At 69.3% G+C, this 24185-nt stretch carries 19 protein-coding genes and 1 pseudogene; 3 read left to right on the forward strand and 17 right to left on the reverse strand.

Annotated elements, in window-relative coordinates; genetic code table 11:
- Positions 1-415: 415 nt before the first annotated feature.
- The 12 genes and pseudogenes from ABD143_RS21890 to ABD143_RS21940 form a co-directional block, all read right to left on the reverse strand.
- Positions 416-1807, reverse strand: coding sequence for a dihydroorotase (locus ABD143_RS21890; RefSeq protein ID WP_343981456.1), 1392 nt, complete (start codon positions 1805-1807; stop codon positions 416-418).
- Positions 1804-2610, reverse strand: a complete 807-nt coding sequence (locus tag ABD143_RS21895) for a hypothetical protein (protein ID WP_343981459.1) — start codon at positions 2608-2610, stop codon at positions 1804-1806. Before ABD143_RS21895 ends, ABD143_RS21890 begins: the two co-directional genes overlap by 4 nt.
- The gene (locus ABD143_RS21900; RefSeq protein ID WP_343981461.1) at positions 2607-3392 is read right to left on the reverse strand and encodes a BtpA/SgcQ family protein; all 786 of its coding nucleotides are present in this window, start codon (positions 3390-3392) and stop codon (positions 2607-2609) included. Before ABD143_RS21900 ends, ABD143_RS21895 begins: the two co-directional genes overlap by 4 nt.
- Complete coding sequence (locus ABD143_RS21905) at positions 3389-4537, reverse strand: SIS domain-containing protein (RefSeq protein ID WP_343981464.1); 1149 nt, start codon at positions 4535-4537, stop codon at positions 3389-3391. Before ABD143_RS21905 ends, ABD143_RS21900 begins: the two co-directional genes overlap by 4 nt.
- Positions 4538-4561: 24 nt before the next feature.
- On the reverse strand, positions 4562-5506 hold the full coding sequence (locus tag ABD143_RS21910; protein ID WP_343981467.1) for a carbohydrate kinase family protein: 945 nt from the start codon (positions 5504-5506) through the stop codon (positions 4562-4564).
- Positions 5503-6306 (reverse strand): energy-coupling factor transporter transmembrane component T family protein, encoded by an 804-nt coding sequence (locus ABD143_RS21915; RefSeq protein ID WP_343981469.1) that lies wholly within the window; start codon positions 6304-6306, stop codon positions 5503-5505. Before ABD143_RS21915 ends, ABD143_RS21910 begins: the two co-directional genes overlap by 4 nt.
- Positions 6290-7147: an energy-coupling factor ABC transporter ATP-binding protein gene (locus tag ABD143_RS21920; RefSeq protein ID WP_343981472.1), complete on the reverse strand. Its 858-nt coding sequence runs from the start codon at positions 7145-7147 to the stop codon at positions 6290-6292. The genes ABD143_RS21915 and ABD143_RS21920 overlap by 17 nt, the downstream gene beginning before the upstream one ends.
- Positions 7144-8814, reverse strand: a complete 1671-nt coding sequence (locus ABD143_RS21925; RefSeq protein WP_343981475.1) for an ATP-binding cassette domain-containing protein — start codon at positions 8812-8814, stop codon at positions 7144-7146. Before ABD143_RS21925 ends, ABD143_RS21920 begins: the two co-directional genes overlap by 4 nt.
- Before the next feature lie 59 nt (positions 8815-8873).
- Positions 8874-9638 carry a GntR family transcriptional regulator gene (locus ABD143_RS21930; protein WP_343981478.1) on the reverse strand — a complete coding sequence of 255 codons (765 nt, stop codon included), beginning with the start codon at positions 9636-9638 and terminating at the stop codon, positions 8874-8876.
- A gap of 182 nt (positions 9639-9820) precedes the next feature.
- Positions 9821-10528 (reverse strand): hypothetical protein, encoded by a 708-nt coding sequence (locus ABD143_RS21935; RefSeq protein ID WP_343981480.1) that lies wholly within the window; start codon positions 10526-10528, stop codon positions 9821-9823.
- Positions 10529-10547: 19 nt separating this feature from the next.
- Positions 10548-10928, reverse strand: a pseudogene (locus tag ABD143_RS38290) (DUF222 domain-containing protein); the annotation flags it as partial.
- Positions 10929-11028: 100 nt separating this feature from the next.
- Positions 11029-11616, reverse strand: coding sequence for a TetR/AcrR family transcriptional regulator (locus ABD143_RS21940; RefSeq protein ID WP_343981483.1), 588 nt, complete (start codon positions 11614-11616; stop codon positions 11029-11031).
- Positions 11617-11706: 90 nt separating this feature from the next.
- On the opposite strand from ABD143_RS21940, the gene ABD143_RS21945 reads away from it, so the two are divergent.
- Positions 11707-12651, forward strand: a complete 945-nt coding sequence (locus tag ABD143_RS21945; protein ID WP_343981487.1) for an alpha/beta fold hydrolase — start codon at positions 11707-11709, stop codon at positions 12649-12651.
- 59 nt (positions 12652-12710) lie between these two features.
- Here the strand turns inward: ABD143_RS21945 and ABD143_RS21950 are convergent, their stop codons facing one another.
- From ABD143_RS21950 to ABD143_RS21960, 3 genes are all read right to left on the reverse strand, one after another.
- Entirely contained in the window at positions 12711-13049 is a 339-nt protein-coding gene (locus ABD143_RS21950; RefSeq protein ID WP_343981490.1) for a P-II family nitrogen regulator, read from the reverse strand.
- Positions 13046-14449, reverse strand: coding sequence for an ammonium transporter (locus tag ABD143_RS21955; protein WP_343981493.1), 1404 nt, complete (start codon positions 14447-14449; stop codon positions 13046-13048). The genes ABD143_RS21950 and ABD143_RS21955 overlap by 4 nt, the downstream gene beginning before the upstream one ends.
- A gap of 148 nt (positions 14450-14597) precedes the next feature.
- Complete coding sequence (locus ABD143_RS21960) at positions 14598-15668, reverse strand: sugar ABC transporter substrate-binding protein (protein ID WP_343981496.1); 1071 nt, start codon at positions 15666-15668, stop codon at positions 14598-14600.
- A 478-nt stretch (positions 15669-16146) separates the two neighbouring features.
- On the opposite strand from ABD143_RS21960, the gene ABD143_RS21965 reads away from it, so the two are divergent.
- Complete coding sequence (locus tag ABD143_RS21965) at positions 16147-18090, forward strand: CHASE3 domain-containing protein (RefSeq protein ID WP_343981499.1); 1944 nt, start codon at positions 16147-16149, stop codon at positions 18088-18090.
- A 27-nt stretch (positions 18091-18117) separates the two neighbouring features.
- Here ABD143_RS21965 and ppdK read toward each other — a convergent pair whose 3' ends face one another.
- Both ppdK and ABD143_RS21975 read right to left on the reverse strand, forming a co-directional pair.
- Positions 18118-20838: a pyruvate, phosphate dikinase gene (gene ppdK, locus ABD143_RS21970; protein ID WP_343981502.1), complete on the reverse strand. Its 2721-nt coding sequence runs from the start codon at positions 20836-20838 to the stop codon at positions 18118-18120.
- 994 nt (positions 20839-21832) lie between these two features.
- Positions 21833-22438 carry a Dps family protein gene (locus ABD143_RS21975; protein WP_343981505.1) on the reverse strand — a complete coding sequence of 202 codons (606 nt, stop codon included), beginning with the start codon at positions 22436-22438 and terminating at the stop codon, positions 21833-21835.
- A gap of 354 nt (positions 22439-22792) precedes the next feature.
- Here ABD143_RS21975 and ABD143_RS21980 point away from each other — a divergent pair, with 354 nt between their 5' ends.
- Entirely contained in the window at positions 22793-24148 is a 1356-nt protein-coding gene (locus ABD143_RS21980) for an epoxide hydrolase family protein (protein ID WP_343981508.1), read from the forward strand.
- Positions 24149-24185 lie beyond the last annotated feature (37 nt).

Raw genomic sequence — 24185 nt, forward strand, 5'->3', positions numbered from 1 at the left:
CCGACCCCGGCGCGAAGAGCGTCGAGGTGTCGATTGGGCTACGTCCCCGCCGAACGTCCGCATACAACACGCGGAACGGATCGGCCCCGTCGTAGTACGCACCTCGGTTACGACCATGGGTGCGCAGCAGACCCGCCTCGACCATCGCCCGCAGGTCGCCCGTAGCGACCTGCTGCGAGATCGCCTCACCGCGCCCCCCGAGTACGGCCCGGTAAGCCGGCCGCCGCGCGCCCGGTCTGCTGGGCAACTCCGCCCTGCCCGCACCTAGCCGAGCTGCTCGACGTCGCCGAGCGCGAGGGCATCGTCTGGTGAGCTGATGACGATGATCTAGTAATACCTCCGCGGAAAACCGTGCGGTCAGCCTGCGAGGCCGTTTGCTACGCCGCCGCCTGCTGACCGGGGGGCAAGCCTGAGTTCAGCCCGCACCGGCGAAACGCAGGTTCAGCATCTCGCCGTGGGAGTCGGGATTGGGGAACTTCCCGTCCTGGTAGACCAGGTTGCCGCCGCACACCGTGGCATACGGCCACGCCCGCAGGGTCATCCCCTCATACGGCGAGTAGTCCACCGCGGAGTGCAACTCATCCGTGCGGATCGCCCGCTCCCCCTCATCCAGGATCACCAGGTCGGCGTCCGCGCCCACCGCGACGATCCCCTTACCGGGCAGCCCGAACCGCACCGCCGCGTTCCGCGAGGTCAGCTCAACCGCCCGCTCCATGCTCATCCCCCGCCCATACACCAGATGACTGAGCAGCAACGGCAGCATCAACCCGATCCCGGGCAGACCGGGTTTCGCGCTCTCCCAGTCCTGCTTCGCCGCACTCGGCCACACGTTGTGATCGGAGCCGAAGAAGTCGATCTCCCCGGCCAGCACCGCCGTAGTGATCTGTTCGGCGAGGCCGGGGTCGCGCAGGGGCGGGGCCACCTTGCCCTCCGGGCCGATGTCCGACGCCGTCGTGAGCAGCATGTAGTGCACGCACGACTCCAGCGCCGCACCCGGGTAGCCCACCGCCCGCCGCGCCCGGATCGCCTCCAAGCTGGACACGTGCACGATCGACACCGGGCAGCCGGCCTCCTCGGCGAGATACATCGCCGTCCACGCCGCGTCGCCCTCCGCGATCGTGGGGCGCGAGCGCTCCCACCCCGCGAGCGAGTCCAGCCCGAGCGCGGCCTCGTGCGCCATGCAGTGGTCGACGATGTCGCCGTCCTCCGCGTGCACCAGGGCGTGCCCGCCGTGGCGGGCGATCTCAGCGAACGCGATACGCATCTGGGCGTGGTCGAGACTGCCGATGCCGCCCAGATTGCGGGCCTCCTCACCCCGATACGGCATGAAAATCTTGAACGTGCGGACCCCCTCGGCCACCGCCCGCGGGATCTCCCCGACCTGATCCATCGTCATCAGACAGCCGTGGAACAACACGTTCATCATCGACTGCCCGGCCGCCGTCGCCAGCCCGGAACGGTAGGACTCCAGCAACGACGGCGGCCCGAACTCCACGTAGTTCAGCGCGGTCGTGCAACCGCCGGCCAGCGCGCCGCGGCTCTCCACCGCGAAGTTGTCGCCCTGCCCCAGCCCCGGGAGATGCTCGAACTCCGGCGCCCGCTGGTTGATGTGCGAATGCGTGTCGATCGCCCCGGGGATCACCCAACGTCCCTCCGCGTCCAGGATCGTCTCAGCCGGCCCCAGGTCCTCGTCACGGCTCGCCAGCGCGACGATGCGCCCGCCGCGGACGGCAATCGTGTGCAGTGCGTGGTCGCCGGTGGAGATCCGCGCGTTTCGGATCACCAGTTGCAGGTCGCCCGAGGTCACAGGTGGTCCCTCCAGTTCTGTCCGAGGTAGTCCGGTTGCACGTAGCCGTGGGACAGCTGCGCCCGCAGCCACGTCTCCCGCTCGAGCTCGGGCTGCGCCCGGTAGTCCCGCCACAGCAGCCCGATCGCGACCCCGGCATACAACTGGTACGCCATCACGTCATCCAGCAGCCCGGGCGTGGAGAACAGCTCGGCGGCGCCGTCGGGGGTGAGCGTGCGCGGCGCCAGCGCGGTGAAGTCGGCGAAGGCGTGTGCCTCCACCGCGGCCAGCTCGGCCAGGTCAGGCCGCCCGCCCGGCTGCTCGTCGACGTGGGTGACGAGCTCGTCGTAGAGGTCGAGCCACTGGCTGCGCCGTGGCTCGTCGAGCCACAACGCCGCGCAGAACAACATCAGCGCGTGATGCCGGACCATGCTGTAACCCGGATCCAGGGTCCGAAGCTGGATCTGCAGCACATCGTTGGTCAACGACATCTCCGGGCGGCTGTCATCCGACAACAGCGGAACCAAGTCCGGCCTGCGCCCCAGCACCGGCGCGTACGTGCGCCGCAGCAACTCCAGGAAGAACCCACCGTCGGGCAGATGCCGCACCCGCCGCGGCGTCGGCTCCGGCTCCAGCCACGCCAGCATGAAGTTGCCGAAGACACCCGAGGCCGCCGACGGGACCCGCAGCGGCTCGACGAGTGCCGGATCGGCGACCGGACCCGCGAGCTCCAACAGCGGAACCGCGAGCCGCCGCGCCTTCCCCACCCAAGCCTGCGCCTGCGCCTCGCTGATCGAACCGGTGCCCCACCAGTGCGCGGTCACGTCCGCTCCACCGGGCCCGCGGCCGCGGTGATCTCGCGGGCTGCCTCCGCGACCACCGGCCCCCGGATCCCGGCGGGCCGCTTGAGCGCGCTGCCGACGATCGCCGCGTCGGCCCCGGTGAGCACGTCGGCGACGGTCGTGGCGTCCACCTCGCCGCCGACCACCATCGGCACGTCCGGCAGGCGTTTGCGCAGGTCGGCGATCGTCGCGAGGCTCTCCGCGGCGCTGGGCCGGGTGATGATCACGGCGTCGGCCATGCCGAACTCGACCGCGTCCACCGCGGCCAGGGCGATGTCGTCGGGCAAGAGCGGCCGCGAGGTCGGCTCGTAGACGTCCGCCCAGATCGCCACGTCCGCGCCGAGCCGCTTGCGCAGGGCGAGCGTCTCGAACGCCGAGCCCTGCAGCACGCCCTCCGCCGAGAGCACGGCCCCGGTGTGGACCTTTATCCGCACGAACTCGGCACCCACCGCCGCCGCCACCGCCAGGGCGGCGGGCCCGTCGTTCTTCACGAAGTTGATCCCCATCGGCAGGTCCACCCGGGCCCGGACCGCCGCCGCCACCGCCGTCAGCTGCGCGACGGAGGCGGCGTCCACCCGCTCGCGGGTGGGCCGGTCGAGCGAGTTCTGCACGAGCAGTCCGTCGAACCCGGCATCGGCGAGAGTCACCGCGTCCGCGACGGCGCCGGCCACGATCTCCGAGAGGGGGAGCCGGCCCGCGGGCGTGCCCGGCAGCGCGGGCAGGTGCACCATCCCAACGAGGCGCGGCGTGCGTGTGCGGGTCACGGGGCGGCCGGGAGGCCCGGCACGGTCTCGGGGATAACGCTGCGGAAGATCTGGCGGAAGTTGACCTCCTTGCGCCAGGCGTCGTCGAACCCGAGCATCACCTTCTCGTTCGCGAGTGCGAAGTGGTAGGAGATCAGCTCCGACGCCACGCAGTACAGCAGCGGGGAGAGGTGCTCGGGCACCCCGGCCGGGACCGGGAAGACCACGTCGGCGAGGGCCTTGGTCTCCTCGTCGTCGGCGGCGCAGACCGCCACCGCCGTGCCCTTCATGTCCCGCACCGCCCGCAGCTGCTCGCGCGCGCGGTCCACGGAGTGGCCCTCCGGGGCGTGCACGACGGTGACCGTGCCGGGCACCGTGCAGAAGTACTGCTCGTGCGCCCACTCCTCGAGCTGCTGGGAGACCGTGTTGTGGCGGGCCGACTCGATCATCTTCGCCATCGCGAAGAGGGCTGTCCCGTAGTTGGGGCCGCCGCCGAGGAAGAACACCTTGGTGTCCTCCGTCAGGGTGGCCGCGAGCGCGGCCGCGGGCTCCTCGGCCGCCGCGATCGTCTCCGCGAGCACGGGGGCGAGTCCCTCGATGGCCGACAGCTCGGCCTCGACGCCGGCGGCATCCAGGCCGCCGCCCAGCTCGGCCACTCGCAGCCCGACGGCCAGCAGTGACAGCACCGACGCCAGGTAGCTCATCGTGCCTGGGCCGAAGCCGACGTCGCGGTAGTCGTACTTGAGCACGTGCTGCGCCGCCGAGGCGAGCCGGCTCTCCGGGTTGTAGGTAATGCCCACGGTGCGCAACCCGCGCTCGCCCGCGAAGCGCAGGCTTTCGACGGTCCGGGCGACCTCACCGGAGTTGGAGACGGCCACGACCAGCGAGCCCTCCGGGGCCGTGCGGATCGCGTAGCGGGAGAACTCGAGCGACTCGAGCGCCTCCATGGGCTGACGTGTCCAGCTCTCGATGGCCATCTCGGCGGCGAGCCCGCAGAAGTACGAGTCGCCGCATCCGACTGTGTACAGCCGGCTCGGCGCCGGGCCGTCGAGCAGGGTGGCGACCTCGGTGTGCAGGGCGCGGGGGGCCTGTGCGAGCAGGTCGACCTGGGCGTCGATCCCGGCTCGCATGTTCTCCCATTTGAGCTGCATGTCCTCGTGACGCACGGAACCCTCTTTCGTCAAATCCGATTACTTCTCTCCACCGGCGTGCGCGGTGGAGAAGGTCTGTGTGGAGGGGACCGCCTGCGAGCTGGTGCGCTCCAGGCGCACCGCCCAGTCCGGTGGTGCCCCGTCGCGCAGCGGCGGAACGCCAAAGCGCTCGATGGTGTACGACGCGGCGACCGTGCCCCAGCGGGCGGCGAGCGCGGCGTCGGCGCCGGCGGCCAGCGCGGCGGTGAACGCGCCGCAGAACGCGTCGCCTGCCCCGGTGGGGTCGACGCAGCCTCCGGCAATCGACGGCACCCGCCAGGTCCCCGCCGCCGTAGCCACGACACACCCGGCCGCACCGACCTTGATCGCGCAGATCCGGGCGCCTGCGGCAACGAAGCGCGTGGCGGCGTCGAGCATGTCGTCGTCGCCGTGCAGGCTCGCCGCCTCCTGCTCGCTGGGCAGGAACGCGGTGAGCAGCGGCAGGAGCGCGAGCACGCGGTCGGCCGCGGTGGCGGCGCAGTCCTCGTGCGGGTCGAGCGTCACCCGCATCCCGTGGGCGGCGAGCGTGCGCACCCAGCCCACCTGCACGTCCACAGGCATGGGAGCGATGTGGGCCCAGCCGCAGCCCGGCCGGGGCGTCCACGCCCGGGGGTCGGGAGCGGCCTCCAGGATGTCGGCCGACCCGGGATGGTGCAGGAACGTCCGGGTGCCGTCGCGCTCGTAGAGCACCCACTGGCTGATGTGGCTGCGGGTGGCGCCGCAGCCGATCGCCGTCAGGCCTTCACGGTCGAGCCAGGACGTCACCCTGGGCGGGAGGTCGGGCGCCAGCGCCGTGACCACCGCTGCTTCGGTTCCGGCCATCCGGGCCCCGGCCGCGGCGAACACCGGGGCTCCGCCGACCTGGCCCATCCGGGTCGTGCCGTCGGGCAGCACCACGTCGTCCACGGTCAGGTGCCCGACCATCCACAATGGCCGACCGGTCACAGGTACCCCTGCATCAACACCCCGAACCCGGTGACGCGGCCGAGGATCCCGACGAGCACCGCGAGTGCGGCGGCCGCCAGCAGGACGCGGTCCCGGGTGTCGAACCGCAGCTGGACTGCGCTGGTGCGGGTGGGGCTCGCACCGAGCCCGCGGGCGTCCATCGCGACCGAGAGGTTCTGCGCCGTGACGAAGGCGCGGGAGAACATCGGGACCAGGGCGGGCGCGGCGTGGCGGATCCGGGCGACCGGTCCGCCCGTAGAGAGGTCCGCGCCGCGGGCCCGCTGCGCCTCCATGATCGTGGTGCGCTCGGCGTTCATGAACGGGATGAAGCGGATCGCCGAGGCCAGCGCGACGCCGGCCTTGTGCGGCAGCCCGATCTCCAACAGCCCGGCCGTGACCAGCTGCGGCGGCGTCACCATCATCCAGACACCGGCTGCGACGATCATGACGGAGATGCGGAAGCCCATGGCAAGGCCGAAGAGCAGTCCGTCAGAGGTGACGTCGACGAACCAGACGCGGCCCAGCGGCGTGCCGGTGGTGATGTAGGTCGGCCAGATGAGGACCGACAGCAGCGTGAGCCACGCCGACAGCAGCACGTAGGGGCGCAGATCGGTGAACGACAGCCGGGCCGCCGCCGCCGCGGCGAACAGCACCACGAGCATCGCGCCCAGCGCGGCGGGGTCGTTGAACAGCAGGGCCAGCAGGAAGACCGCCGCCAGCCAGGCCATCTTGACCCGGGGGTCGATCCCGGTGTGGACCACCGACCCGGTCGGCCGGTAGACGCTATACCCGACGGGCACGACGGTCTCCCATCCACGTGGTGAGGTCCTCGGCGATGGCGCTGACCGTGCCGCGCCTGCCGACGCCGAGGTGGGACAGCTGGTCGGACAGGGTCACGGCCGCGGGCGGGACCAGGCGGGCGGAGGCGAGGATGTCGGTGCGGCGCAGCACATCGTGCGTCGGGCCGTCGGCGAGCACCTGCCCGGCGGCCATCACGACCACCCGGGGCACGTACTCGGCCACAACGTCCATGTCGTGGGTGATCACGACGATCGTGCGGCCCTCCGCGGCGCGCTCCGCCAGCAGCTTCATGATCGCCTCGGCGCCCGTCAGGTCCATCCCCGTCGTGGGTTCGTCGATCACCACAGCGGGCGGGTCCATCGCGATGACCGAGGCCACCGCGAGCAGTTGGCGCTGGCCGCGGCCCAGCACGAACGGGTTCTTCGCGCGGTGGGCGGTGAGGCCCACGAGATCCAGCGCCCTGGTCACGAGGTCGGCGGCCCGGTCCGCGGCGATCCCCAGGTTGTCGGGCCCGAACCGGACCTCCTCTTCCACCGTAGGGGCGAAGATCTGGTGGTCGGGGTTCTGGTAGCAGTAGCCGACCCGGCGCGCCAGCTCGGTCAGCGTCAGCTCGCCGGTCGACTTCCCGTCGATCAGCACGTCGCCCGCCGTCGGCCGCAGCAGGCCGTTGAAGTGCTTGGCGAGGGTGGTCTTGCCCGCGCCGTTCTGCCCGAGCAGGGCGACGAACTCGCCCCGCCCGATGGCGAGGTCCACGCCGCGCAGCACGGGGGAAGCGTCCGGCGTGTAGCGGAACTCGAGATCACGGACCTGGATCAGCGGTGTGCTCGCGCCCGTGTTCATGCCACGTCTCCAGCCAGGTCGCGGATCCGGCCGACGACCGACGGCACGGTCAGGCACGGCTCGCCGGCGAACGACCAACCGGCACTGCGCAACCGCCATTGCAGCTCCGCGGCCGCGGGTGGGCGTTCCCCGCCGGTGCGCAGGAACAGTTCGACGTCGGCGAGCAGCTCGCCGGGTGTGCCTGCGGCCACGATCCGGCCCTCGCTCATCACGACGAGGCGGTCGGCGAGCGCCGCGAGCCGGTCCAGCTCGTGCTCGACCATCACGATGGTGGTGCCGGCCTCCCGGCGCAGCCGCGTCACGACCTCGAAGACCTCGGCCTTGCCCATCGGGTCGAGCTCGGAGGTCGGCTCGTCGAGCAGCAGCACGTCAGGGCGAAGCATCAGCACCGAGGCGATCGCCAGGCGCTGCTTCTGCCCGCCGGACAGGGCGAACGTGTCGCGGTCGGCCATCCCGGCGAGCCCGACCATTTCCAGCACCTCGGTCCGCCTGCTGCGGATCTCGGCCGGGTCGATCCCGTAGTTCTCCGGGCCGAAGGCGAGGTCCTCGGCGACGGTCATGCCGACGATCTGGGCCTCCGCGTCCTGGAGCACCAGGCCGATGCGGTGGCCTTCGGCGCCCAGGGGTGCGGCGATGACGTCGTGCCCGAACACTCGCACCGAGCCAGTGGTCTCCGCCGTGACCGCGCGCGGCACGAGGCCTTGCATGCAGGCGAGCAGAGTGCTCTTCCCGGCGCCCGACGGCCCGGTGATGCCGATGAACTCGCCGGCGCGGACATTCATGTCCACGCCACGCAGCGACGGATGCTCGGCGGTCGGGTAGGCCAACCACAGGTCCTCGACCTCGAACACCACAGGCCGATCGGTGGCCGCGACAGGCGTGCGGGCACGGACGGTCACGGCCGGCGGAGTGGGCTCCGGCCTCGCCGGTGCGGACCGGCGCAGCTCGGCGAGCCGCCCCGTACGCACCGGGCCGGTCGTGTCGCGCCAGTAGAGGCCCGCCTGCGCCACCCGCGGATAGAGCGCGTAGAGCAGGACCGGCGCCACGATCGCCGGGATGACGATCTGGTTCACCCCGATCGAGAGCGTCACCCCGCCCCACGCTACGGCCGGCGGCAGAACATGGGTGAAGTCCAGCCAGCCCGGGACGACGATGAGGTGCAGGAGCGGCCCGATCACGATGCCGGCGTAGAGGCCGGCCCAGCTGCGCGGGGTGCGCAGGGAGGCGTCGGTGCAGAACTTGTAGACCGTCCACGTGACGAAGGTGTGGCCGAGGCAGCCGGCAAGGGATCCCAGTGTCAGGGCCCCGGAGATCGCGTCGCCGATCGGCATGGAGAACGTCACCCCGACCGCGGCCGGCAGGCCGAACAGCGCGACCAGCACGGGGGCCAGGGCGAAGGACGGGTTCAGCCCGCCGATCCCGGGGATGAGCTGCAGCTGCAGTGGCCGTCCTGCGATGTAGAGGGCGGCGCAGACCGCGACGAGGGCGATCGACCGGGAACCCCACGTGACGTGGTTGGGCACGATGCCGCGCCACGAGACGGTCCGGCCGGACAGTTCCAGCACCCAGATGCCGACGGCCAGGACCATCAGCGCCAAGGCGAGGTTGACGAAGAAGGTATGCACGGGGCCGTCGGTGAACAATTGGCCCAGGAGGTCGGAGGACAAGGCCGCACCTCGCTCTCGAGATGGTTCGGCGGGTTACTCGGAATGGGGAGAAATACGCCTCAGCCGCGACGCACAGCGGTGAGTTCGATCCGCTCGCTGTTGTAGGAGTTCTCGGAGTACAGCACCGGGTGGTCGGCGCTGTTGGATGCGAAGTGCAGCTGCCGGAGCACGAGGATCGGTGTCTGCGGCGGGAGCTCGAGCTTCCGGCGCAGGTCCGTGTCGGGGAGACACGGCACGATCGAGGTGGACGCGAGTCGCACGGCCAGGCCGGCCTCGGCGAGCCGCTCGTACACGGACTCGTGCTCCCCGAGGTCGTCGAGGTGGGTCGGGTCGGGCAGCACCCGCTCGGGGATCCACTCGTCGCAGGACATCACCGGGCGCCCGTCGGCAGTGCGCACCCGCTGGATGCGGACGCATTCGGCGCCGGTCGCCGCCGTGAGGCCCAGCCGTGCGGCGACATGCTCGGGTGGTCGCCGGTGCTCCACCGAGAGGTCGGCCACGCCGGGCTTCATCCCGAGCTGCCGGATCGTGTCCCCAGTGCCGACGAGCCGTTCCAGGCCCGTCTGCAGCAGGGGTGCGGCCTGCCGGACGAACGTCCCGACCCCGCGCCTGCGCTCGAGCACGAGGTCGGCGACGAGCTCCGAGACGGCTGACCGCAGCGTCGGCCTGCTGACCCCGAGCCGGGCGGCCAGCTCCGGCTCGGAGGGCAGTTTCTCCCCGGGCAGCAGGACACCCTGAGCGATGAGTCCTCGCAGCCGCTCTGCGATGCGCTCGCCGAGCAGTTGCTGCTCCTCGTCGCCCTTGACGCTCCAGCCCTGGCTCATCCGTGCTCCTCACAGGCGGACCACGGTCGGCCTGGTTCCTGCCGTTCGGTCTATTGACTGCTGTCTGACATCTTGTGTCTGTCAGCTAGCAAGACAGTGGCCTGTCTCGACGCTGAAGTCAACGGTGCGCCCGCAGCGGAAACGCAGGAGTTTCCGCACGACCCCTCCCCGCAAAGTCCCTGCTACCGGCTCGGGTCAGAACGGCGGTTCGTCGTGGGGGTCGGGCGGCGGTTGGGGTGGCGGCCGGTCGACCGGGTGTGTGAGTGCGTGGAAGTTGGGCGGGTCGTCGCGGTCGGCGACGCGGAAGTCGGGACCGGCGTCGAGATCCTCGGGATCCGGGACGCCGAGGATCGGCTCCGGTAGCGGGGGTGCGATGGGCTCGCCGCGAGTGCGGTAGGTACGCCGCAGCGGGCTATGCCAGGTGAACCGGCCCGGCACGGGCTGGTGGACTCACTCAAGCCGGTGTCCTGCGCCTCGCGGCGCGCGAGCATGGCGGCGATGACCTCGTCGTTGGTCAACTGCTGCAGCGACCCGTCCAGCAGGGCCAGGAACAGATCGGCGCGAATCCGGGAGAGCCGATCGGGGTGCCCGGCCCGACGGATGGCGCGGGCCAGCTCGAAGACGCGTTCGCACGAGGCAGCCGCCTCGGCCGGCGAGAGCCCGGAGGCGCTGATCGTGGCGGTGCCATCACGGTTGAGGTAGCCGGACACCGCCCGCTCACGCACCGCCGTCTGATAGCGCCGCCGCAGCACGTCGGGATCCAGCAGCGACAGACACCACTTCCGCAGCCGGTCGCCCAGCTGGCCGGTGGTCCAGCCCGACGCCGCCGGCAGCAGCTCCGCGCACAGCCGAGCGATCTGCGCCGGGGACAGCTCCCGGGCATGCTCCACGAACAACCGCGCCTTCGGCCCGGTCGATCCTCCCCGCCCGCAGCGCCGCCGCCACCGCAGGCAGCCGCACCCGCAGCTGCTCCGCCAGATCGTGCTCGGCAAACGCCGAGGCCGTGGTGACAGCCAACGTCGGCCCGATCTCGTGGATCGCCTCCGGCAACGGCTCCGCCGCCCGCGCGACAGCGCCCGGGGATTCCGGTGACTCGCAGCGGCCCACCTCGGCCATCGCCGCGAACAGCCGCGCCTGCTGATGGGCCAGCTGCCTGCTCTCCGCCTTCAGAACCTCGAGGATGCGCGCGTTGGGAACCCTCGACACATCAATTCCGGCGAGCAGCGCGCCCAGCTCCGGGCCGGGCGGAAGGTCCGCCAGGCCGGGAGGAACCGACGCCGCTGCTGCCATGGATCGAACATATCTTCGACCCCCGACAATTTTCGATCACCCAGGCATCAGGGTAGGACGTACCGCATCCCACGACGCAGACCGGTGGTCTAGGCCTGCTCTAGCTGTGCAAAGCCTGCGAGAGCGCGCTCATGGTGATGTCGACGATCGTACGGAGCTGCTTCTGGGTCGCCCGCGCCCTGCTCATCACGGCCAGCGACTGGTTGACCGCCGTGATGTGAGTGGCGTAGTTCTCGGCGTCGCCCTCGGCCAACTCCGCGGTGTTCAAGGCGGTCCGCAGCCGCGCACGCTGAAGCCCCACAGCTTCGATCGCACGCGTGGCGATAGCGGGGCTGAGTACTGGTGTCGCCATCGCGGTCTGAGCGACCAGACATCCGTCCGGCACGTCGGGGTCGGCGATGCGTTGGAGGGTGACCTCGAAAAACGCCTGTACCGCCCGCAGCGGTTCCCCGGACGCACCGGAGGAAAGCGCCTGGTCGTACCTGTCTCCATACCGGACGGCGTAGCGGTCCAGGCAGCGCAGGTAGAGCGAGTCTTTGTCGCCGAACGAGGAATAGATGGAACTTCGGTTCAATCTCGTCGCCCTGGAGAGGTCGTCGAGCGAGGTGTCGGCGTACCCGGCCCGCCAGAACTGGACCATCGCCGCGTCGACCACGATGTCCACGTCGTACTGCTTCTTCCCGGCCATCCCGCATGCACCCCGTTCTTGAGCCAGTCCATCGTGGCTTTGCCCATCCTATCTTGAACTGAACAGTACAAGATGCGTTAGCCTCGAGGCATGACCGACGCCGCCATCGCCCCGAACCGCTCTCCCGACCAGAACCACGTCCCCGGGCTGCCGCTGCGCGACCTCGCGGGCTTCACCCACCGCTGGGTCGACGCGGAAGGAATTCACGCCGTGGAAGGCGGTCGGTCGAGCGGCCCCACCGTCGTGCTGCTCGCCGGATTCCCGCAGACCTGGTGGGCTTGGCACAAGGCGATGCCGCGCCTTGCCGAGCGCTTCCACGTGATCGCGATCGACCTGCCGGGACAGGGCCACTCCGATCGTCCCCAAGGGGGCTACGACACTCACACCGTCGCTTCGCGCGTCCAGGCCGCGCTGACCGCGCTCAACGTGCCGAAGTACTGGCTCGTCGCCCACGACATCGGGGCCTGCGTCGCCTTCTCGCTCGCCCTGAAGTACCAAGACCGCCTGCACGGCGTCGCTCTGCTCGACGCCGGCATTCCCGGAATCACCCTCCCGGACGCCATCCCAACGGATCCCGAACGGGCCTGGAAGACCTGGCACTTGGCATTCCATGTGGTGCCCGAACTGCCCGAGACGCTGCTCACCGGCCGCGAGCGTGACTACGTGGGCTGGTTCTTGAGGGTCAAGGCACTGTCCCCGAACACGTTCGACAGCGCCGATATCGACCACTACGCCGCCGCCATCGCAGCCGAGGGAGGGCTCCGAGCGTCTCTCGCCTACTTCCGCGACGCCGCGGAATCAGCGCGCAAAAACCATGACGCTCTCGCACCCGGACGAGGGCACTTGACCATCCCGGTCCTGGGAATCTCCAGCTCCCACGGCTCGATCCCCGACATGGCCGCCTCCATCAGCCCCTGGGCAGAGAACGTGACCGGCGTCGTCATCCCGGAAGCCGGGCACTTCATTCCCGACGAGCAGCCCGACGCAACTGTGGACGCGTTGACCGCGTTCATCGATCACACGCGTGTCGGGTAGAGCGTGTCAGGGAGTTCGCCAACACGGCACCGCCGACCCCAATAGCCTTCAAACACTCCCTAGATCGCGTCGGGACCGCGTTCGCCGGTGCGGACCCGGACGACGGTCTCGACAGGCGTCACCCAGACCTTCCCGTCACCGATCTTGCCGGTGCGCGCGGCCTCGACGACGGCGTCGACCACCTTGTCCGCCACGGTGTTGTCCGTGATGACGTCCACCCGGGTCTTCGGGATGAGGTCCACGGAGTACTCCGCACCCCGGTAGACCTCGGTGTGGCCCTTCTGCCGGCCGTATCCCCGCACCTCGCTGACGGTCATTCCCAGCACCCCGATCCGCTCCAGGGCGGCCTTGACGTCGTCGAGTACGAACGGCTTCACGATCGCCGTGATCAGCTTCATCGTTCAGCGCTCCTAGCCGTGGACGTGCGTACCTGACCGGCCGACGGGGTGACCGGACGGGCGCCCGGGATACCGCCGCCACCGATGCCGGAGTAGTCGTAGCCCGTCTCGGCGTGCTCGCTCTCGTCCACGCCGACGATCTCGGCGTCCTCCTTCACCCGGAAGCCGATGGTGAACTTGATGAGGTAGCCCAGGAGGAGCGCGATGACGAACGAGTAGACCATGACCGCACCTGCGGCGATGGCCTGGCGGCCGAGTTGCGTCAAGCCGCCCCCGTAGAAAAGACCGTTCTCGCCGAGCGCGGCCGCGTTCACGCTCTTGGTGCCGAAGAAGCCGATCAGCAGGGTGCCGACGATGCCACCCACCAGGTGCACGCCGACGACGTCGAGCGAGTCGTCGAAGCCGAACCGGAACTTCAGGCCCACCGCCAGCGCACACACCGCTCCGGCGATCAGGCCGATCGCCAGCGCACCGAACGGGGCGACGTAACCGCAGGCAGGAGTGACCGCGACCAGTCCCGCCACCGCACCGGAAGCCGCGCCCAGCGTGGTCGGCTTCCCGTCACGGAACTGCTCGACGAGCAGCCATCCGAGCACGGCCGTGCACGTCGCCAGGGTGGTGTTGGTGAACGCCACCCCCGCGAGATCGCTCGCGCTCAGCGCCGATCCCGCGTTGAAGCCGTACCACCCGAACCACAGCAGGCTCGCACCGAGCAGCACGAACGGGAGATTGTGGGGGCGCATCTGTTCCCGTGGCCAGCCCTTGCGGCGGCCGAGAACTATCGCCAGCGCGAGGCCCGCCGCGCCGGCATTGATGTGCACCGCCGTCCCACCCGCGAAGTCCTCGGCCTTCAGGGTGTTGGCGATCCAGCCGCCCGTGTTGTCGGGCCCCGTGAAGCCGTTGAACGAGAAGACCCAGTGGGCCACCGGGAAGTAGCAGAGGCTGACCCAGCCGGCAACGAACGCGGCCCACGCCCAGAACTTGGTCCGGTCCGCGATCGCCCCCGAGATCAGCGCGGGTGTGATCACCGCGAACATCAACTGGAACATGACGAAGGCGGTCAGCGGGAGCGCATCACTGCCCGGCCACGGGGTCGTCACCGCACCGGTCGCGGGGTCCGTCGTCGCCGCACCGGCGAAATGCCCGATGGTGTTCGCGAGGCCGACGAACTCGTTCCCGCCGACCAGGCCGGCGAACGCGTCGTTCCCGAACGCCCAACTGAAGCCGTACAGCGCCCACAGGATGCCCACAACGACGAGGCAGATGAAGTTCATCATCAGCATGTTCAGAACGTTCTTGCTACGGACCATGCCGCCGTAGAAGAACGCGAGCCCGGGAGTCATCAACATTACGAGCGCTGCGCTGGCGAGCACCCAGGCGGTATCTCCTGAGTTGATCACGTCGTCCTCCGAATTCAGCGAGTTGAAATCGTCGACCGGCGATGTTTCAAGAAAGGACCGGTAAATGTTTCGAAGAGGTTAACGACCTACGCATATCCCCCCGCACCGCGCTCATCCTCGGCCGGGTTTTCTCGAGCGTTGATCCGTACTACTTCGCGGCCGTGACCGTGGTGATGTTGGCCCGGGTGCCGACGACGGCCGCCGTGGGGATGAAGTAGTCAGGCGAGGGCTTCCGCTGGTCGACCAGCGCGTTGTACAGCCAGACGATGGTGTCGTAGGACTGGCCGAACGGGTCCTGGCCGATGGCTGCGTACATGTTGCCGGCCTTGATCTGGGCCACGTTCTCCGCGGTGAAGTCGAAGCCGATCACCTTGACCGTCGAAGTCTTACCCGCCGACGCCACGGTCTGCGCAACCACCTGCGGGTTGCCGCCGGTCACGTAGATCCCGACGAGGTTATTCGTGGAGGTCATGTAGTCACGTGTCAATGACGCCACCCGGTCGGTCGACTCCCGGTACTCGACCCCGCCGCCGGACTGGGTCAGCCACGGGCAGTTCTGCTCGAGTCCGGCAAGGAACCCGAGCCGGCGCTCTTCGAGCGCCTGGAACGTGAACGACTCGGTCGCGACGCCGACGGCACCGGGCTTGCTCGCGCTGGCCAGGTCCTGCGTGGCAGTGCACATCAGCTTTCCCGCTTGTACGCCCGCGGCGCGGAGATCCTGGCCGTGGAAGAAGAGAGCACCTGAGCTCTGCGCGCAGGACGCATTGCCGTTGTAGGCCGCCACGAGCACGCCCTTGGCGTTCGCCTGCCGAATGTTGGTACAGATGCCGTCGTTGGGCATCAGCGCGGCGACGGCGTCGTAGCCGTCGACGACGGCGGCGTTGACCGCGTCACCGATGCTGGGGGCTGTCACGTCGGTACCGGCGTTGATCCAGTCGACTGTGCCACCTGCGGCTTCGATCTTGGGCTTGACCGCGTCGTATCCCGTCCTCACCTGCGCGAAGAACGGGTTGTTCTCGATCGCGATGATCGCGATCTTGAACGGCTTAGCCGGCTTTGTCGTGCTCAACGCCGGTCGCTCGCCCTGCGTCGGCGTTGCGAGCGGTGTCGACAGCATGTTCGAAGAGTGCTTCGTCGGGGTTTCCTGGGTCGTCGTGCACCCGGCGAGCAGAGCCAGCGAGGCAACGGCGGCCATCACGAAGGTCCACGCACTTTTCACCGAGAACTCCTTGTCGATCGCATGTCGGCCGCTGAGTGCAGGCGGCTACTTCGATCGGGCACTACCGGGCTTGCGGCAGCACGCGAATCAGGATCCTCGTCCCGGCCCGCGGAGACCAGGATCCAACGGACATCCTGGAGCCCGGTTCAGAGTCGGCCTGGTATCCCGGTCGCGGACCTGCGCAGGCTCAAGCACGTGTCGGGCGGACGCCGGGTTGATCGATGCCGAAAGTCGTCTACGACGGCCAGCGCTCGGCAGGCCCTGATCTGCGACAATGTTTCGTGATCAATCGTAGCCACAAGCGCGCCTCAAGAAAGGTGACCATGGCAAGCACCCGATGATCATCGTCAGTCATGGGCAGCGCCCAGCTTGGTGAGGATGCTGTGTACGTGCTTCTCGACTGTGCCCCCCGTGGCCCGCAGCCGGCGGTCGATGCCTGTAGTGGTCACATGTCGCACAGCCCAGGAGGTAAGCCACCGTGCGCGGCAGCCTGACCCGCCGCATGGTCATCGCCAGCGCGCTGCTCACGCTTCTGACGAGCGCCGCATTCGCCGTGTTGGTGCTCGCGATACGTGATCAGCGGAGCTCAGCCGAGTTGGCTCGACAATCCCAGGAGGTGCTGGTCGCCACAGCTCGGGTCGAGCGCGCCCTGGTCGATATCGAAACAGGAACCCGCGGCTACCTGCTAACCGGGGATGATCGATTCCTGCAACCGGCGCACGCCGGCGAAGTCGCTTTTGCACAGGCCAGCAGCGAGCTTGTCAACCTCACCAGGATTGCGGACCAGAACGCGGCGCCCGGGAGGCTGACTGCGATCCATGTGTCAGGAACAGCTCAGGCGATCAAAATCAAGGGCGAATCGTACATCCGGGACTATTTCCACCCGGTCATAGCGGCGGCGGGACGCGGCGATCCGGCCGCGCGCAGCGTGGAAAGCGCGGACTTGGGCAAGGTGATGTTCGACGACATCCGGTGGGACTCCAACGCACTGGAGGAGACCGAGCAGCGAGTCGCCGCGGAGCGCGATGACCGCGCGCGGGATATCGCCAACCAGGCGACGACCGCCGCGATCGCCGGGCTGGGCGGCAGCATCGTGCTCGTCGGCTTCTTCGCCAGCTACCTGAGCCGGGCGATCGTACGACCAGTCCGCCAGGCGTCCGAGACGGCTCACCGACTCGCGAGCGGCGATCTGTCGACCCGCCTTCCGACCACCGGAGTCGCCGAGATCGGAGTGCTCGAGAAGTCCTTCAACACCATGGCCGGCTCGCTGCAGCGCAGCCAATCGGAGCTCGCCGATCTGCTCGAAGAGCAGGCCGCCCTGCGCCGCGTTGCCACCGTCGTCGCCGAAGGCACCCCGCCGGAGCTGGTCTTCCCCGCGGTCAACGAGGAGGTGGGCCGGCTGCTCGACGTGGACGGCACGCGCCTGATGCGCTACGAGGCCGATGGGACGGCGACCATCGTCGCCAGTTGGGGCGAGCCGACGATCTTTCCGTCGGGCACGAGGATCGCGCTGGATGCGTACGGCATCGGGTCTCTGGTGCGCAGCAGCGGCAGGCCGGCGCGCATCGAGGACTACGAAGACGCTCCCGGGCCTATCTCCGCGATCGCCCGCGAGAGCGGCATCCGTTCGACCGTCGGCGCCCCGATCACGGTGGAGGGGCAGCTCTGGGGTGCGATGAGCGCGTTCTCCAAGGCGGACAAGCCGCTCCCCTTGGGCCTCGAGCTGAGGCTGGCCGACTTCACCGACCTGGTCGGCACCGCCATCGCCAACGCCCAGGCGCGAGCCGACCTCACGGCGTCGCGGGCGCGCATGGTGGCCGCCACCGACGACATCCGCCGCCGCATCGAGCGCGACCTGCACGACGGCACCCAGCAATGGCTCGTCTCGGTCGTGCTCGACGTGCGCAACGCGCAGACCAGCGTCCCCGACACGCAGCCCCAGCTGCGAAAGGAGCTGGATGACATCGCCGACAGCCTGGTCGCCGCGCTGGACGACCTGCGGGAGATCTCGCGCGGCATTCACCCGGCGTTGCTTGCCAGAGGCGGCCTGACCCCAGCGCTGAAGACGCTGGCCCGCCGCTCGCCGCTCCCGGTCGAACACGACATCAACCTCGACGGCCGGCTCCCGGACCGTGTCGAGGTTGCTGCCTACTACGTGGTCGCAGAGGCGCTCACCAACGCCGCCAAACACGCGCGGCCCACGGCCATATGGATTGCGGTCGACGTGGTGGACGGCCGCCTGCGGTTGACCGTGCGCGATGACGGCATCGGCGGCGCAAACCCGGCCAACGGCTCCGGGCTCATCGGGCTCACCGACCGGATCGAGGCGCTCGGCGGAACGATCACCGTGCACAGCCCACCAGGTGAGGGCACGACATTGCAGGTCTGGCTCCCTCTCTCGGCTCCCGCCGAACCCACCTGACGCCGATGTTCGCTCCGCAAGCTCCACTCAGCGGGGCCCGGCCAGTCCGGCGGCGGTGTCGTCGCGGGAGACCGCGGCACGGCCGGCTTCGAGGCGGGCGACCGGCACCCGGAACGGGCTGCAGGAGACGTAGTCGAGCCCGACCTGGTGGAAGAAATGGACCGAGTCGGGGTCCCCGCCGTGCTCACCGCACACCCCCATCTTCAGCTGGGGCCGGGTGCGCCTGCCCTCCTCAACGGCGATACGGACGAGCCGGCCGACGCCGATCTCGTCAAGGGTCTCGAACGGCGACACGGTGAACACGCCCTTGTCGAGGTAGGCGGCGAAGAAGGCGGCCTCCACGTCGTCGCGGGAGAACCCCCACGCGGTCTGGGTGAGGTCGTTCGTGCCGAACGAGAAGAAGTCGGACGCCTCGGCGATCCGCCCGGCGGTGAGCGCGGCCCGCGGCAGCTCGATCATCGTGCCGACCGGGATGTCGAGCGTGACGTCCTCGCGCTCGGCGACCTCGGCGATGATGCCGTCGGTCTCGTCCCGGATCAGGTGCAGCTCCATTACCGACCCGACGAGCGGCACCATGATCTCCACCTCCGGACGGCCGCCCTCCTTGATCCGCTCCGCGGCGGCCTCGGCGACCGCCCGCACCTGCATCGCGAACAGCCCGGGCAACACCAGACCCAGCCGGACGCCGCGCAGTCCCAGCATGGGGTTCGACTCGTGCAGCCGCTCCACCGCCGCGAGCAGCGCCTCGTCCGCGGCAGGGTCCTCGCCGCGTTCCCGCGCCACGGCCACGCGGACCGCCAAGTCGGTGCGGTCGGGCAGGAACTCGTGCAGCGGCGGGTCGAGCAGCCGCACCGTCACCGGCAGGCCGTCCATCGCCTCGAGCAACTCGATGAAGTCGCCGCGCTGCAGCGGCGTCAGCGCCTCGAGTGCCGCGGCCCGCGCAGCGGACGAGTCGGCCAGGATGAGACGCTCGATCAGCACGCGCCGGTCGCCGAGGAACATGTGCTCGGTGCGGCACAGGCCCACGCCCTGGGCGCCGAGTCGCCGGGCGCGGGCCGCGTCCTCCCCTGTGTCGGCGTTCGCCCGCACCCCCAGCCGCCGGGTGGCGTCGGCGTGGGACAGGGTGCGGTGCACCGCGACCACGAGCTCCCCGGTGTCCTCGTCCGCCTGGTCGAGGACGGCGTCGAGGCCCTCCTCGAGGTACCGGGCGACGGGTGAGGGGATCACGGGCACGTCGCCGAGGAAGACCTCGCCGGTGGAGCCGTCGATGGCGACCACGTCGCCCTCGTTCACCACGACGTCACGGACGCGGGCCGTGCGGGCCGCCGCGTCGACGTCGATCGCCTCGGCCCCGCACACGCACGTGCGGCCCATCCCCCGCGCGACGACTGCGGCGTGGGAGGTCTTGCCGCCGCGGCTGGTCAGCACACCGGACGCGGCGATCATGCCCTCGAGGTCATCGGGGGTGGTCTCGCGGCGCACCAGGATCACCGGCTCGCCTGCCGCGTGCCGCGCAACGGCGGCGGCCGAGTCGAACACAGCAGCGCCGACCGCGGCGCCCGGCGACGCGGCCAGGCCCGTGGCGAGCAGCGTCCGGTCGGCGGACCGATCGAACTGCGGGAACATCAGCCGCGCGAGCTGCTCGCCGGTGACGCGCTGAAGCGCCTCGTCCAGGGTGATCAACTGCTCATCGACGAGCTGAGTGGCGATCCGGAACGCGGCGGCGGCGGTGCGCTTGCCGACACGGGTCTGCAGCATCCACAACTTCCCGCGCTCGATTGTGAACTCGATGTCGCACAGGTCCCGGTAGTGGGTCTCCAACCGGCGCATCACCGCGTAGAGCTGGCTCGCCGACGCCGGGTCCCGCTCGGCGAGGTCGGCGAGCGTGAGCGTGTTGCGGATGCCTGCGACGACGTCCTCGCCCTGCGCGTTCGGTAGGTAGTCGCCGTAGACGCCCTGTTTGCCGGTGGCGGGGTCGCGGGTGAAACACACCCCGGTGCCGGAGTCCGGGCCGAGGTTGCCGAACACCATGGTGCAGACGTTGACCGCGGTGCCGAGGTCGTGCGGGATCCGCTCCCGGCGGCGGTAGAGCCGGGCCCGCTCGGTGTTCCACGAGTCGAACACGGCCTTGATCGCCAGGTCGAGCTGCTCGCGGGGGTGCTGCGGGAACGGCCGGCCCGTCTCCTGCTTCACCACCTTCTTGTAGGCGTCGACCAGTTCCTCGAGGTCGCCCCCGGTGAGGTCGACGTCCTGGGTGACGCCGCGCTCCTGCTTCATCACCTCCATCGCGTCGGCGAACAACTCACCGTCGATGCCGAGCACGGTCTTGCCGAACATCGCGATCAGGCGCCGGTAGGAGTCCCAGGCAAACCGCTCGTCCCCCGACACCGCCTCCAGCCCGCGCACCGAAGCGTCGTTGAGCCCGACGTTGAGGACCGTCTCCATCATCCCGGGCATCGAGAACTTGGCCCCCGACCGCACCGAGACCAGCAGCGGGTCCTCGGGGTCGCCGAGCTGGCGGCCGACCCGATCCTCCAACGCCCGCAGCGCCCTGGTCACCTGCACCCGCAACTCCGCAGGCACCACCCCATCAGCCAGGTACCGCCGGCACGCCTCGGTCGTCACAGTGAACCCCGGCGGCACCGGTAGCCCCAACCGGGTCATCTCCGCGAGGTTGGCGCCCTTGCCGCCCAGCAGGTCCTTCTCGTCCTTGCTGCCCTCGGTGAACTCGTAAACGTACTTCTGCATCAGCGTCCACCTCACACATCGTCGGGCAGGAGGATCCGTCCCCGCGGTCGAGCCGGGGCGTCCGATGCTGCCCCGCCGCGAGCACGGGGACCAGACCCGAACGTCGCCACACCGCCGAGAACGGTCGGCGGCGGACGCGACCTTTCCGGTGATCAGGGACGATGAGCGAGAGCGTCCGCAGGCGCCAAAGAACTGCGCAGGATCAACGAGAACCACATGCCCGCGGACCCAAGGGGCTGGCGCGGTCTGTGCTGCCCACACGAGTCGGAGGTCCGCCCCACGCACCGCTGGGGCGAACCTCCGAGGACTCGACATCGGGTGACCAAGCGCGCAAGAGGGCGCCGTGGTGGACGATCTCGGCGTCGGCAGCCGACGGCTGTTGGCGCAGACCCCACGGGCCGTGGCCTTATAGCGGCGAGCGTGGGTGCCCGGTACTCGAGACGGGGATCGCCGACCGGGAGGACGAACCTTCTCCTCCGATTCGTCCTTGGCCTGCCGGTGTCCCGTACGTCCCGGTCTACTCCCCCGCGCCGTTGCTGACAAGCCTCCACCCCGATGCTGACAGCGGCGGAAAATAGACGACCCGTTTGCGCTGCTCAATCCCCGGATGGTGGGCACTCGCCTGCGAGACAAGCCGCCGCCGTGGGATAGCGCCCGTGAGGAATGGAAGGAGAGTGAAATGCCGTGATGCGGCAGACCGTCTGCGCGGACTTGTGCCGGGCGCGGCACGACGTCCTCAGCTCCCGGCAACGCGTGACACTCTTGGTGGTGCCGCCCGAGACGCCCGTGCCGGTCGCGCACGCCGCACTGACGGCTGGCGGGACATCGAGCCAACATCGCCGGCGTCGAGGCCTTGCTCCTCGCGTCTCACACGTGCTCCGTCGAGGACTCTGCCGCCGAGGAGCGGTGGGAGATCGACGGCGGGCCCGTGCTCGTCGGTCGCGACTGGCGGCGGCGGAGAATCTCCGCAGCGGTGCCGATCAAGAAAATCCAACTACTCCTTCACCAGCGGTACGTCGACGAGGTGCTCGGCGACGAACCACGTGTGCATCTCGTGGCGGCGCAGGACAGTGCCGGTAAGCAGGTCGTTGGTGCCGGCGTCCCCGGTCTCCCCGGTCTTCTCGATGGCCTCCCGCACCACGCCGATGATGATCTCGTGGTCCTCGAGCAGGCGGGACAGCATCGACGGCACGTCCTCGGCGCCGTCCGGGGGACGCTGCAGTTTGGTGATCTCCGCGACGTGCCGAGGATCGCCGACAGCCACGCCGCCGAGGGTCTGGATCCGCTCGGCGACCTCGTCGATCAGCTCGAGCTGCTCGGCGGCGTGCTTGTCCAGCAGCAGGTGCAGCTGGTAGAAGGTCGGCCCGCGCATCAGCCAGTGGTACTTCTTGTAGTGCGCGTAGAGGATCTGCTGGTCCGCGAGGATCCGGTTGAGCATCTGCACGGACTGCAGCCGCGACTCGAACGAGAGCGCGATCGGTAGCTGACGCATGGTGTTGAAGGGCTGCACCTCGGGCCCGTGCTGGTGAAGGAGCGGCTGGCTGCCGGCCGCCACCGGCGGGTCGCCGTCGGCCCGGGTGCCATGGGTGCCGGTACTCATGAGGTTCTCCGTCCCGCGGCCGCCAGGTGCGGCCCCCTGGTGATGGTCCGACGACGCCGGTCTGCCTGCCTCGGCCTGCCGGGGCAAAGCCGCGTCCGCAGGTGGACCCCGGGAGGTGGACGCGGGTGTCGGGCCGGCATTGGGCGCACTGGCTCGGGCCGCGGAAGATCAGCCTATTGCTCGGTCAGCAAGCGATGGTGTTCCCGAGCCACCACGGCGGTTTCCTCGGTGGCGAATTCGGCTATGCCGGCCTAATGGGCCGACGACGGCGCCGAGTGCGACAAGTCCTCGTCAACGGCACGCCGAAGGCCATCGACCGGCCGCGTATCACCCGCGTCGGGTGAACGAACGCCGGTGGCCCGGCGGTACTTTGCCACGTCGTGGACGAGGACTGTACGTCTCGTTGGCGACCTCGAAGGCACGACCCTGACCTCCGACAGCGGCCTTGCCGAAACATCGATCACCAACGAAACCAACCAAGGAGCGCAAGGAGAGAGCCCTGATATGTCTGGCATGCCCGAAACACCAGCGGATGCCCCAGCGATCCGGCCGTTCACGATCGAGGTCAGCGACGCGGAACTCGAGGCGCTGCGGGCGCGCATAGTTGCCACGCAATGGCCCGAGCAGGAGACCGTCACAGATCAGTCGCAGGGCCCGCAGCTCGCGACGATGCAGGCACTCGCGCGCTATTGGGCGGAGGAGTACGACTGGCGCAAGTGCGAGGACAAACTGAACGCCCTACCGCAGTTCATCACCGAGATCGATGGGCTCGATATTCATTTCATTCACGTTCGTTCGGAAGATCCAGATGCGTTGCCGCTCATCGTCACGCACGGATGGCCGGGCTCGGTCATCGAACAGTTGAAGATCATCGATCCCTTGACCAATCCCACTGCACATGGCGCAAGCGCATCGGACGCTTTCGATTTGGTGATTCCGTCGATGCCCGGCTACGGGTATTCAGGCAAACCGACCACGACCGGCTGGGACCCCGCGCGTGTCGCACGTGCCTGGACCGTACTGATGAAGCGCCTTGGATACAAGCGCTTTGTGGCGCAAGGCGGCGATTGGGGTGGTCTGGTCGTCGACCAGATGGGGGTCCAAGCCCCCATGGAATTGATCGGCATCCACACCAACCAGCCTGGTGCTGTTCCACCCGACGTTTCACAGGCGGCCCAGTCCGGCGGACCAGCGCCATCCGGTCTGACCGACGAGGAGATCGACAGGTACGAGAAGTTGAAAAAGTTCTGGGCAACAGACGTGGCCTACGCACTCGAAATGGGGACCCGCCCACAGACGTTGTACGGAATTGCGGATTCACCCGTCGGCCTGGCCGCGTGGATGCTCGACCACGACTCGGCCAGTCTGGAACTGATCGCACGTGTCTTCGACGGGCACCCCGAGGGCCTCACCCGAGACGACATCCTCGACAACATCACCCACTACTGGTTGACGAACACAGGGGTTTCTGCGGGACGACTCTACTGGGAGAACAAGTTGTCCTTCTACGAGCCGAAGGGCGTGTCCATCCCGGTCGCCGTGAGCATCTTTCCTGACGAGGTCGATGCAGTTCCACGCAGTTGGGCAGAGCGGGCCTATCCCAAACTCGTCCATTACCACAAGCTCGACAAAGGCGGGCACTTCGCGGCCTGGGAACAGCCGCAGCTCTTCTCGGAAGAGGTTCGCACGGGCTTTAGGTCGCTTCGCTAGATGACCGTGTCAGGAAAGCATTGTCATGACAGCACAT

The sequence above is a fragment of the Pseudonocardia aurantiaca genome (assembly GCF_039526725.1).
GTDB classification, from domain to species: domain Bacteria; phylum Actinomycetota; class Actinomycetes; order Mycobacteriales; family Pseudonocardiaceae; genus Pseudonocardia; species Pseudonocardia aurantiaca.